Source organism: Rothia nasimurium (assembly GCF_014217215.1).
GTDB lineage: Bacteria > Actinomycetota > Actinomycetes > Actinomycetales > Micrococcaceae > Rothia > Rothia avistercoris.
On the sequence record NZ_CP056080.1, the window covers coordinates 57582 to 69833 of the forward strand.

At 61.5% G+C, this 12252-nt stretch carries 6 protein-coding genes and 3 pseudogenes; 2 read left to right on the plus strand and 7 right to left on the minus strand.

The window, feature by feature from the left end; all coding sequences use genetic code 11:
• Positions 1–162: 162 nt before the first annotated feature.
• A pseudogene (locus HWU94_RS00295) lies at positions 163–330 on the plus strand (MFS transporter); the annotation flags it as partial.
• 165 nt (positions 331–495) lie between these two features.
• On the opposite strand, the gene HWU94_RS00300 reads toward HWU94_RS00295, so the two are convergent.
• Positions 496–2772, minus strand: coding sequence for an NAD-glutamate dehydrogenase domain-containing protein (locus tag HWU94_RS00300; RefSeq protein ID WP_185173819.1), 2277 nt, complete (start codon positions 2770–2772; stop codon positions 496–498).
• 254 nt (positions 2773–3026) lie between these two features.
• On the opposite strand from HWU94_RS00300, the gene HWU94_RS00305 reads away from it, so the two are divergent.
• Entirely contained in the window at positions 3027–7928 is a 4902-nt protein-coding gene (locus HWU94_RS00305) for an NAD-glutamate dehydrogenase (RefSeq protein WP_185173820.1), read from the plus strand.
• A 72-nt stretch (positions 7929–8000) separates the two neighbouring features.
• Here the strand turns inward: HWU94_RS00305 and HWU94_RS00310 are convergent.
• The 6 genes and pseudogenes from HWU94_RS00310 to HWU94_RS00335 form a co-directional block, all read right to left on the minus strand.
• Positions 8001–8990, minus strand: a pseudogene (locus HWU94_RS00310) (IS481-like element IS5564 family transposase).
• Positions 8990–10165, minus strand: a complete 1176-nt coding sequence (cmx, locus tag HWU94_RS00315; protein WP_185173821.1) for a chloramphenicol efflux MFS transporter Cmx — start codon at positions 10163–10165, stop codon at positions 8990–8992. Before cmx ends, HWU94_RS00310 begins: the two are co-directional and overlap by 1 nt.
• Before the next feature lie 21 nt (positions 10166–10186).
• A complete protein-coding gene (locus HWU94_RS11715; protein WP_011113070.1) occupies positions 10187–10240 on the minus strand; it encodes a chloramphenicol resistance leader peptide in 54 nt (17 codons plus the stop codon).
• Between the two features lie 205 nt (positions 10241–10445).
• Positions 10446–10937 (minus strand): annotated as a pseudogene (locus HWU94_RS00325) (GNAT family N-acetyltransferase); the annotation flags it as partial.
• Positions 10938–11064: 127 nt separating this feature from the next.
• On the minus strand, positions 11065–11904 hold the full coding sequence (gene sul1, locus HWU94_RS00330) for a sulfonamide-resistant dihydropteroate synthase Sul1 (protein ID WP_000259031.1): 840 nt from the start codon (positions 11902–11904) through the stop codon (positions 11065–11067).
• Complete coding sequence (locus HWU94_RS00335) at positions 11898–12245, minus strand: quaternary ammonium compound efflux SMR transporter QacE delta 1 (RefSeq protein ID WP_000679427.1); 348 nt, start codon at positions 12243–12245, stop codon at positions 11898–11900. The genes sul1 and HWU94_RS00335 overlap by 7 nt, the downstream gene beginning before the upstream one ends.
• Positions 12246–12252: the final 7 nt, after the last annotated feature.

A 12252-nucleotide genomic window follows, 5' to 3' on the forward strand; every position in this document is an offset into this window, starting at 1 on the left:
CATACGAAATACGGGCGCCCCGGCTTTGACCAGCCGGGGCGCCCGCGCATACGCCCAGGGTACTACCGTACGCACATACACCTGGCAGGGCTAGCCGAGCCGGGCGTCCGCACCCCTGCAGGAAAACTATGACCGCACCCGCAACCCCGCAAAAACGCCCACGACCACCAGCGGGCCTTCACCACCTCCTGGACTCTCCACGGCACCCAGTTCGGTTCCCTGCTCGCAACAGCGGTCTTCCTGCCCTTTGCGGCCCTACCCGAAGAAGACCTGCTCAGCTGGGGCTGGCGCGTGCCCTTCTGGCTCTCAGCCTTCGTACTGGTGGCTGCCCTGGCAGCTACGGCCGCTTTAACTGCTCGAGAGACCGGGAAGCTCTCCTTGGCCGAGGTCGATCGGGTGCAGGATCGCTAGTTTTTCTGAGGGTAAGGACGTGCCCGCCCCGGCTTCTGTGAGCCGGGGCGGGCACGTCCTTGTTTAAGGGGGCTTGAGGTAACCCTACTTGCTTGCGAGCTTGGCGTCGATGGCCTCGCGGAGGGCCTGTGCTCCTTCGACCCAGGCGTCGAAGTCGCCGTTACCCTCAATGTCGGGCAGGGCGCCAGCTTCGAGACGGGCTGCGCGGAAGGCGCGGGCGATATCGTTCACTGAAGCCCCGTGCTTCTTCTTCATCTCGTACACGAAGGTGATACCCGCGTGGTTGATCATACGGTTAGCTGCGCGGGTTGCGATGATTTCGCTGCGTAGAGGGTGCTCGTCGAAATATGGGCCAAACTTCTCGGTAGCAGGAGCAGGGAAGTAGTCAGCCAGGACGTCGCTGAGGTCGAGGTCGGGCTCATCGGCGTAGCCGCTGTCAACGAGCGCTGCGGTGAGGTCGATCTTTGCGTAGGCGGTGAGTACCGAGAGTTCGGGGCTGGTGAGGGGGACGTGCGCTTCTGCCCGGTCTGCCAGGTCGGCATCTGAGGGGAGCAGTTCAACTTCCCGGTCAAGGTGCACGGTCTCGGTGAGGTAGTCCATGAACTCGCCTACGATGTCGTTGGTGTTGAAGACTTCGGTGCGTTCTGCCTGCAGGAGCACGTTCTGCTCCAGGTTTGACCGCAGCACGCGGCGGCCTACTTCTTCGACCTGCTCAGCGATGAAGTTGGCGCGTTCACCCTCGTCGAACTGGCCCGCTTCGATAGCGCGGCCCATGAGGATCTTGAGGTTAACTTCGCGGTCTGAGGTTTCAACGCCGGCAGAGTTGTCGATGGCGTCGGTGTTGACGAGGATGCCGCCCGCTGCTGCCTCGATGCGGGCTCGCTGGGTGAGACCCAGGTTGCCGCCTTCGGAGATGACGCGCACCCGCAGCTCGGGTGCGGTGATACGGAGCTTGTCGTTGGTGGAGTCACCGACCTGGCTGTTGCTTTCTTCGGTGGAGCGCACGTAGGTGCCGGTTCCGCCGGTGTAAAGCAGGTCTACAGGGGCTTTGAGGAGGGCGGTAATGAGCTGGTCGCCGCTCATGGTTTCGGCAGCGTCGTCAAGGTCCAGGGCCTCGCGCATCTGAGGAGTGACCTCGATGGCCTTGTCTTTGCGGGAGTAAACGCCGCCGCCCTCTGAAATCAGTTCGGGTTTGTAGTCGGTCCAGTAGGCGCGGGGCAGGTTGAAGAGGCGCTGACGTTCTGCAAAAGAAGCAGCTGCATCGGGATTGGGGTCGATGAAGATATGGCGAGAGTCGAAGGCGCCAATCAGGCGGATGTGCTCTGAGAGCAGGGCACCGTTGCCGAACACATCGCCGGCCATGCCGCCGATACCCACCATAGTGAAGTCTTCAGCCTGAGAATCGTGCCCCAGGGCAGCGAAGTGGCGCTTGACAGATTCCCAGGCGCCGCGGGCGGTAATACCCATTTCCTTGTGGTCGAAGCCGACCGAGCCGCCGGAGGCAAATGCATCGCCCAGCCAGAAGCCGCGGTCTAGGGAGATGCCATTAGCGATGTCTGAGAAGGTGGCAGTGCCCTTATCGGCGGCAACGACCAGGTAGTGGTCGTCCTCATCGAGAGCTACCACCGCGTCGGGGCGCACGATGGTTTGCTGGCCCTTGTCGGTCACCAGGTTATCGGTGACATCGAGCAGGGAAGAGATGAAGAGCTTGTAGGCAGCTACACCCATCTCGTTGTACTTATCCTGCTCAGCATCGCGGTCGGGCAGGTTCTTGGGAACAAAGCCGCCCTTGGAGCCGGTGGGGATAATGACGGCATTCTTGGTGACCTGAGCCTTAACCAGGCCGAGCACCTCGGTGCGGAAGTCTTCGGGGCGGTCGCTCCAGCGCAGACCACCGCGGGCAACCTTGCCAAAGCGCAGGTGCACACCTTCGAGGGCTTCACCTTCGACAAAGATTTCGAAGAGCGGCTTGGGGAGGGGGGCGAAAGAAACGTCGCGGGTTGAGATTTTTAGGGCGATGGTTTCTTTGCCCTGGTAGGCGTTGGTGCGCACGGTTGCGAGGACGACTTCAAGCAGCTTGGTGAAGAAATCCTGGGTTTCAGTATCCAGCTTTTCGATATCGGCGCGCACCTCTTCAGCCGCTGTGCGCTGGGAGGTGCGGCGGGCGTCCGCGTCCTTGTCGAGGGCGGGATCGAAGCCGGTGCTGAAGATGTCGGCAATACCTGCGGCGACGCCGGGGTTGTCGGCAAGAGCCTGGCCCATGAAGTCTGCGCTGAAGTTGGTTCCGAGCTGTAGGAGATAGCGGGAATAGGCGTGCAGAACCTTGGCTGAGAGAGCTGAAGTAGTAGTGGCTGACATCATCTGCCCTTCTGATTGGGAGGGGGCGCTGGCGCCCGGTGGAAATTCCAGCATAAGATGTGGGGAAGAAACCTGGCGATAGTGTTTTTGCAATGTGAGACTGTATATCTCGCATGTGAAGAGCTAGCGGGTGCTTGCTCCTTCCAGGGTGTTGAGGTTCACTCCCACCGTCTTCCCGACTACTATGTAAATGGAGCGCAGACCTGCGCACACAGATATCACAACGGAGTGACATCCGCCCAGCGAAAGGCAAACCCTTGCTCACGAACGATCGTTCAGCCCACTGGTCCGGCAGCGAAGACTGGATCAACGAATACTACCGTCACAGCTCAGCTGACGAGCTCGAAGGTCTGAGTGACCAGCAGCTTACCAACCTTGCCCAGGCGCACCGAGCCCTGGCAGAGCAACGGGAAGCCGGTGAAGCCCTGATCTCGGTGAGCAATGACGACGCTGGCAGCACTCTCTACATCGTTGTAGACGACACCAGCTTCTTAGTCTCATCTATTACCGCCCAAATCGCCGCAAACTGGGGCGGTATCTCGGGTCTTATCCACCCCACCTTCGTTGTAGAGCGCGACCAGAGCGGCCGCCTGGTCAATATCACCGGCACCGGCTTTAAGCAGCCCGTAGCGAGCGGTGATACTGTCTCTATGCCCATTCTGCGCGACGCTGCTGGTGGCAATATCGGTGCCGGAGCCACCATCGAGTCGTGGATTGCCGTCCGCCTTACCTCCCGCGTTGAAGGTAAGAGCATCGCCCGCCTCGAGCAGGAAATCCGTTCCATTCTGATTGACGTGCGCCGAGCTGCCCGTGACAACGACGCCATGGCAGCCCGTACCCTCGACATCGCAGAAAAACTGGGTGAACTGGCAGATGTAACCCTGGGCGGTGCTGCCCACTACACCGGTTCCATCAACTCCGATGCCGACCCCATGACCCGCATCGAATCGGTCCAGGAATTCCTGCGCTGGCTTACCCGCGGCAACTTCCTCTTCATGGGCATCAAGGAACGCGACCTTTCAGGTCGCTCAGGCGACCTGCTGCTGACCGACCGTGACGGCTCTGGCCTGGGTATTCTTGCCGATACCGGAGAAGGTGACCCCATCGTCCTCACCGGCCTGGGCCTCGAAAATGCACGTGATCCGAAGCCCCTCTACATCACCAAGGCCAACTCTCGCTCCACCGTGCACCGCCACGAGTACCTGGACTACATCGGTGTGCGCGACTTTGACCGCTCTGGCAAGATTGTGGGCGAATACGTCATTCTGGGGCTCTTCTCCCGCCAGGCCTACTCGCTACCGGCGGTGGAAACCCCGCTGGTGCGTGAGCGCGTAGCTATTATGCGCCGTCACCTGGGCTACCAGCCCGGCTCCCACTCCGACAAGACCCTGGCCGGCATCATTGAGGACTACCCCCGCCTCGAACTTCTCCACGCCGACCTGCAGGAACTGACCGACACCTTCCGCGGCATCATGGGTCTGGAAGAGCGCCGTACCACTCGCCTCTTCCTGCGTCCGGACGCCTTCGGTCGCTTCGTCTCCGCCACCGTCTTCCTGCCGCGCGACCGTTACAACACTCACGTACGTCAGCGCCTTGAGGCTGTCTTCCACGAGTTCATCGACATTGAAAGCCTAGACTTCGAGGTCTACCTCTCCACCTCGTCCCTGGCTCGTATTTTCTTCCGTCTACGCCTGACCACCCCTAACACCATTCCTGCCCTGGATGCCAAGGCGATTGAGCGCCGCTTGCAGGAAGCTACCCGATCCTGGGGCGAGGCAACCGCCGCTGCCGTTGAGACAGCAGCTGCCGGCGAAGGTTTGAGTGCCGAGGACGGCCGTGCAGCTGCCTCAGCCTGGTCTGAGGCTGTGCCCATGACCTACCGCGCCGACTACGAGGTAGAAAACGCCGTTGAAGATATCAACATTTTCGAATCTCTCAGCGACGAGCAGCCGGCCGCCATCCGCATGGGGGAGCACCAGGGCCGTACCCGCATCAAGACCTACCTGGCTAGCGCCCACACCCTTACCGAGCTGCTACCCGTGATGCAGAACATGGGCCTGGTCGTTATCGATCAGAAGCCCTACGACATCACCCCGGCAGACGGCCGCAGCTTCTCCCTCTACGACTTCGGTGTTGAACTGCCCGAAGGCATCGAAGCGGAGAAGGTCGCTGCCCTCTACGAGGACGCCCTGAACGCCTACCTGCTGGGTAAGCGCGAATCTGACAGCCTAGACCGCCTGATTCTGGCAGAAGGTCTGACCTGGGAGCAGGTGCGCGTACTGCGCGCCTACACCCACTACCTGGTGCAGCTGGGGCAGGTCTACACCGCCGAATTCATGTCTGACACCCTGCTGGCCTACCCGCAGGCAACCGGTCTGCTGGCGCGTTACTTCGAGGTCAGCTTCGACCCCGATGCTCAGTTCGAAAGCAACGAGCAGCGCGAGGACGCCCGTGAGCAGGTCTGGCGTGAACTGGGCGGCGTGCTTGATGCCATCCCCACCCTCGACGTGGACCGCTTTATACGCTCCCTGGCCGCCGTCATGAAGGCGACCCTGCGCACCAACGCCTACCTGGACCGTCCGGCCCTGGCCCTCAAGGTGGCACCCGGCCAGATTGACTTTGCGCCCCTGCCCCGCCCCACCTTCGAAATCTTCGTCTACTCACCCCGCGTTGAGGGCGTGCACCTGCGCTTCGGCTCCGTTGCCCGCGGTGGCCTGCGCTGGTCTGACCGCCGCGAAGACTTCCGCACCGAGGTGCTCGGTCTGGTTAAGGCCCAGATGGTCAAGAACGCCGTCATTATCCCCACCGGCGCCAAGGGCGGCTTCTACCCCAAGCAGCTCCCCAACCCGGCCCTCGACCGAGACGCCTGGATCACCGAAGGTCGCGAGTCCTACAAGGTTTTCATCGCCTCTCTGCTCGACGTCACCGACAACCTGGCTATCGAAGCCGACGGTAGCGAAACCGTCGTGCACAACCCCCGCGTTATCACCCGCGACGGCGACGACTACTACCTGGTTGTAGCTGCCGACAAGGGCACCGCATCCTTCTCAGACACCGCAAACGCCATCAGCGCAGACTACGGCTTCTGGCTGGGTGACGCCTTCGCCTCCGGCGGCTCTGTGGGCTACGACCACAAGGCCATGGGCATTACCGCCCGCGGTGCCTGGGAGTCCGTCAAGCGTCACTTTGCTGAGCTGGGCATCGACTGCCAGAACGAAGAATTCACCGCCGTCGGCATCGGCGATATGAGTGGCGACGTCTTCGGTAACGGCCTCATGCGCTCCCGCGCCACCCGACTGGTTGCGGCCTTCGACCACCGCGACATCTTCCTCGACCCCAACCCCAACGCCGAGGTCGCCTTCGACGAGCGCGTACGCCTCTACAACCTGCCCCGCTCGTCCTGGCAGGATTACAACCCCGAGCTCATCTCAGCCGGTGGTGGCGTCTACTCGCGCGGCGCTAAGTCAATCCCGATCTCTGACCAGGTACGCGAAGTTCTGGGCCTAGACGAAGACGTGACCGAGATGGCCCCGCCCGAACTGCTCTCCGCCATCCTCAAGGCCCCCGTCGACCTGCTCTACAACGGTGGCATCGGTACCTACGTCAAGGGCTTCACCGAAACCCACGCTGCCGTAGGTGACAAGGCCAACGACGCTATCCGCGTCAACGGCCGCGATTTGCGCGCTCGCATCGTGGGCGAGGGTGGCAACCTGGGCTTCACCCAGCTGGGTCGTATTGAAGCTGCCCGAGCTGGCATCCTCATCAATACCGATGCCATCGATAACTCCGCCGGTGTTGAGACCTCAGACCGCGAGGTCAACATCAAGATTCTGGTTGACCGCCTAGTCACCGCCGGTGAGCTCTCTGCTGAACAACGCGCAGGGTTCATCGAAGCCCAGGGCGAGGACGTCGGTGCTCAGGTGTTGCGCACCAACGTTGAGCAGAACGTGCTGCTGCAGGCAGAATGCCACGGTGTAATTCCCGGGGTCGAGGCCTATATCCGCCTGATTCACGACCTCGAAGAGAATGCTGGTCTCAACCGCGAGGTGGAATTCCTCCCCACCGATGAAGAAATCCGCGAACGCTATGAAGCCACCGGTGAAACCCTCAACGGGCCTGAGCTGGCTGTTCTTGCTGCCTATGTGAAGATTCACCTCACTGCAGAGCTTGAGAAGACCGACCTGGCAGACGACCCCTACCTGGCCCGTGTGCTTACCGAGTACTTCCCGCCCGCCCTGGTTGAACACTTCGGTGAGCACCTAGAATCTCACCCCCTGCGCAAGCAGATTATCTGCACCCGTGTAGCCAATGAGATGGTTAATCTGGGTGGCATCACCCATGTCTTCCGCGCAGCGGAAGAAACCGGTGTGGGGGTAGACGCCCTGGCACGAGCCTTCTACGTTTCACGTGAAACATTTGGCATTGGCAACTCAGCACGGTTGCACCGCGAGCTTCCTGCCTCTGTTCCCCTGGAAGGCTGGCAGGCTGTTATCAAGGACTGGCAGCGCGTGCTCGACCGCCTGGCCCGCTGGTTTGCGGCCGAACGTTCGGTGGTTGTGGGCACGCCCATCGCCGAGATGGTTGAGCGCTTCAAGCCCGTTGCAGAGCTCATTCCTTCACTCAAGGATTACTTCTCAGAAGATACTCGTGCCCGAGTTCGAGCCATGCGTGACCAGGCTGAAGAATGGGGCCTGCCTGAGGAACTCATCGTCAACTGGATTCGTGAGTTCGAAGCCTTCGCCCTCATGGATGTTGTGCGCATCGCAGAAGCTAACGGCCTCTCCACCGAGCAGGTCGCCCGCGTCTACTACTCGGTCTACGATCGCTTCCAGGTGGACCTGCTGCTGACCACCATCTCCAAGCTGCCTCGTAATGACCGCTGGGAGACCCTGGCTCGTTCGTCTCTGCGTGATGACCTCTACGAGATTGCTGCTTCTCTGGCTCTCAATGTCGTACAGGAAGTCGGTGAAGGTGTTGCTGCTGGAACCGAGAGCGGCGACACCGCGGTAGCCCGCTGGGTAGAGAACCACCCCGTTCGTATGGGCCGTGTGGATTCCATGCTGGCGGAGATTCAGGACGCCGCCCCCGGCGCCGATGGCCGCCCCCGCCTGGCTGTCCTGCAGGTAGCCCTGCGCACCCTGCGCGGCGCGGTCAGCTAGGCCAGCCCAGCGGCTAGATGACAGGGCCAGGTAGCGTCTGCTACCTGGCCCACCAGCTGACTACCTATAAGCCTAGATGTGATGTCCAGGGACGTTGTTGAGTCGGTCGAAGGGTACGCCGCCAATCGCAGAGTGGTGTCGGTGGTGGTTGTAGAAGTGGAGCCAGCCGGGCAGCGCCAGGCGTCGTTCGGCCTCTGAACCGTAAAACCTGGCATAGGCCCAGCCGTCCCCGAGCGTGCGGTGGAATCGCTCGATCTTCCCGTTCGTCTGCGGCCGGTAGGGGCGTGTCCGCTTGTGTCGGATGCCGAGCCGAGCGCAGAAGTCCCTCCATGCGTGGGATCTGTATGCCGACCCGTTGTCGGATAGGACTCGCTCGACGGTCACGCCTCGTTCGGCGAACCAGGCCACGGCGCGTTCGAGAACTCCCACCGCTGTGCTCGCCTGCTCATCCGACCAGATTTCTGCGTATGCGACGCGGGAGTGGTCATCGATGACTGTGTGAACGAACGCCGTCCCGGTGCGCGGCTTGTGATCTTTTCCTCGTGGTAATCCCGGAGTCGCGAGCTTGTTCCGTGCGCCTTGCTGCCGACCTACGTAACGATGTCCACCGCCGTCGGGGATGTTGCCGAACTTCGTGACATCGACATGAATCAACGATCCCGGATGAGGATGCTCATATCGCCGCAATGGCTCGCCAGTGACACGATCGATATGCGAGAGGCGGTTCACGCGGCAACGGACGAGGACCGCGTGAACAGTCGACGTCGAGAGACCAAGTCACGCAGCGATCTGGGCTGGCCCCAGTCGAAGCCGCCAGCGCAGGTTGATGATCTTCTTCTTGACATGCTCGGGCGTCCTGCCTGGGATCCGGTGCGGCTTGCTGGAGCGATCCTGCATCCCAAACTCACCCTCTTCCCGGTAGCGGCCTGCCCATTTCCGGGCAGTGATCGGGGAGACCATGAACATCTTTGCGGCGATCGTGGCCGGATAGCCGTCTTCGACAATCAGCCGAGCTAACCGGAGACGGGCACGAGGAGTGAGAAGAGCGTTCGGATGGGTCATCAATTGGCCTCCGCCGCGGTCTTCGTAAGCGCGCGTCTGGTGAGAAGCATGATGACGAGAGCGATCGCTGTCAGCACCGAAGCGACCCAAACCGGCGCGAGCAGCCCCAGCCCGGTCGCGAGCCCGAGCGCACCAAGCACGGGCCCCGCTGCAGCTCCGATATTCAATGCTGCGGTTGCGTACGAACCGCCCATCGTTGGCGCACCCGATGCTGCATACAGCACACGCGTGATCAGAGTACTGCCGACGCCGAACGACAGGAATCCCTGAACGAGGACGAGGACGATAAGCGCAACGGGATGAGATGCGACCACTGCCAACACGATCCAGCCTGTCAGCAATAGCGGTCCGCCGACTGCGAGCACGAGGCCAGGTCGTTGATCTGATAGTCGTCCTGCGATCGTGATGCCAAGGAACGATCCGATGCCGAACATCACCAGCGCGACGGACACCCACGCTTCGGCCAAGCCCGCGGTCTCGGTCACGATGGGTGCCAGGAAGGTGAATGCCGCAAAGGTCCCTCCGTTGTTCAGCGCTCCGAGTGCCATGGCCAGGATGAGCCGCGGCGTCGCCAACTGGCTGAGCTCGACACGGAGCCTTGGTGAGGTCGCGCTAGTCTCGCTCCGACCAACATTGTTCGTGACGCCACGAATGACTCCAACGGCCGCGGGAATACAGAGGATGGCGATCGCCCAGAACGTCGTTCGCCAGCCCAGCGCTGTGCCGAGCAGTGCCCCGGCGGGGACGCCCACGACGGTTGCGATCGTCGTGCCGGAGAGCAGGATCGACAGTGCACGCCCCTTCTGGTTCGCTGGCACGAGGGTAGTGGCCATGCTCAGTGCTACGGCGAGGAATCCTGCGTTTGCGAGAGCGCTGAGCACCCGGGTGATGAGCAGGAGAGAGAACACTGGTGTCATCGCTCCGATGACGTGGCTTCCCGCGAACACGAGAAGGCAAACGATCAATGTGAGCCGCGGTGGCCAACGGCGAGCGAATGCCGCCATCACTGGCGCGCCGACGACCATACCGACTGCGAATGCGGAGGTCAGCAGGCCCGCAGTGCCGACCGAGACGTCAAGTTCGGTCGCGATCGCGGGGAGCAATCCCGCGAGCATGAATTCTGAAGTGCCCATGACGAAGACCGCCAGGGCAAGTATGTAAAGGACAAAAGGCATCGAGTACTCCGAGGTGTAAGATCAAGAAATGGTTCTTCTTGTCACCACGGCCAGCGCCCCGGGTACGCCAGACATACGCCCACACAGATCGTGGGCGTCGTAACTAGTGGTTCAAGGGGCTGGCGGTGTGACCGACAACCCCTGACCTGTTTGATTCGGGACTCGACATGCCCCAAACTCTAACATGCCTTCAATTTCAATGGCAAGCGGTCTGGACAGATACTTCTTGAATCGGCACGGTGTCATTACGGGCGGGGGCCAGAACAACGTCCCTGGACATCACATCTAGGCGTTCTGCGATGAAGGTTGGATCCCAGCCGGGATTGAAAGTGTCGACGTGGGTGAATCCGAGCCGCTCGTATAGGCCACGCAGGTTCGGGTGGCAGTCGAGCCGCAGCTTGGCGCACCCCTGCGTTCGCGCGGCATGGCGGCAAGCCTCGATCAGCGCGGAGCTGACACCCCGGCCCGCATGTGTCCGTCGCACCGCGAGCTTGTGCAGATATGCGGCCTCCCCCTTGAGGGCGCCGGGCCAGAACTCGGGATCCTCGGCCGACAAGGTGCAACAGCCGACGATGCCGTCGCTGCAACTCGCGACTAGGAGCTCGGATCTCAGGACGAAGGTCTCCGCGAATGTCCGGTCGATCCGCGCGACGTCCCAGGCGGGCGTTCCCTTGGCGGACATCCACGCCGCAGCGTCGTGCATCAGCCGCACAACCTCGTCGATATCACCCGAGCAGGCGACCCGAACGTTCGGAGGCTCCTCGCTGTCCATTCGCTCCCCTGGCGCGGTATGAACCGCCGCCTCATAGTGCAGTTTGATCCTGACGAGCCCAGCATGTCTGCGCCCACCTTCGCGGAACCTGACCAGGGTCCGCTAGCGGGCGGCCGGAAGGTGAATGCTAGGCATGATCTAACCCTCGGTCTCTGGCGTCGCGACTGCGAAATTTCGCGAGGGTTTCCGAGAAGGTGATTGCGCTTCGCAGATCTCCAGGCGCGTGGGTGCGGACGTAGTCAGCGCCATTGCCGATCGCGTGAAGTTCCGCCGCAAGGCTCGCTGGACCCAGATCCTTTACAGGAAGGCCAACGGTGGCGCCCAAGAAGGATTTCCGCGACACCGAGACCAATAGCGGAAGCCCCAACGCCGACTTCAGCTTTTGAAGGTTCGACAGCACGTGCAGCGATGTTTCCGGTGCGGGGCTCAAGAAAAATCCCATCCCCGGATCGAGGATGAGCCGGTCGGCAGCGACCCCGCTCCGTCGCAAGGCGGAAACCCGCGCCTCGAAGAACCGCACAATCTCGTCGAGCGCGTCTTCGGGTCGAAGGTGACCGGTGCGGGTGGCGATGCCATCCCGCTGCGCTGAGTGCATAACCACCAGCCTGCAGTCCGCCTCAGCAATATCGGGATAGAGCGCAGGGTCAGGAAATCCTTGGATATCGTTCAGGTAGCCCACGCCGCGCTTGAGCGCATAGCGCTGGGTTTCCGGTTGGAAGCTGTCGATTGAAACACGGTGCATCTGATCGGACAGGGCGTCTAAGAGCGGCGCAATACGTCTGATCTCATCGGCCGGCGATACAGGCCTCGCGTCCGGATGGCTGGCGGCCGGTCCGACATCCACGACGTCTGATCCGACTCGCAGCATTTCGATCGCCGCGGTGACAGCGCCGGCGGGGTCTAGCCGCCGGCTCTCATCGAAGAAGGAGTCCTCGGTGAGATTCAGAATGCCGAACACCGTCACCATGGCGTCGGCCTCCGCAGCGACTTCCACGATGGGGATCGGGCGAGCAAAAAGGCAGCAATTATGAGCCCCATACCTACAAAGCCCCACGCATCAAGCTTTTGCCCATGAAGCAACCAGGCAATGGCTGTAATTATGACGACGCCGAGTCCCGACCAGACTGCATAAGCAACACCGACAGGGATGGATTTCAGAACCAGAGAAAGAAAATAAAATGCGATGCCATAACCGATTATGACAACGGCGGAAGGGGCAAGCTTAGTAAAGCCCTCGCTAGATTTTAATGCGGATGTTGCGATTACTTCGCCAACTATTGCGATAACAAGAAAAAGCCAGCCTTTCATGATATAT

What these genes read in the sequence shown, in the direction of transcription:
- HWU94_RS00300 (WP_185173819.1), bottom strand. Translation starts at nt 2,772, where the DNA reads ATGATGTCAGCCACTACTACTTCAGCTCTCTCAGCCAAGGTTCTGCAC.
- cmx (WP_185173821.1), bottom strand. Translation starts at nt 10,165, where the DNA reads ATGCCTTTTGTCCTTTACATACTTGCCCTGGCGGTCTTCGTCATGGGC.
- sul1 (WP_000259031.1), bottom strand. Translation starts at nt 11,904, where the DNA reads ATGGTGACGGTGTTCGGCATTCTGAATCTCACCGAGGACTCCTTCTTC.
- HWU94_RS00335 (WP_000679427.1), bottom strand. Translation starts at nt 12,245, where the DNA reads ATGAAAGGCTGGCTTTTTCTTGTTATCGCAATAGTTGGCGAAGTAATC.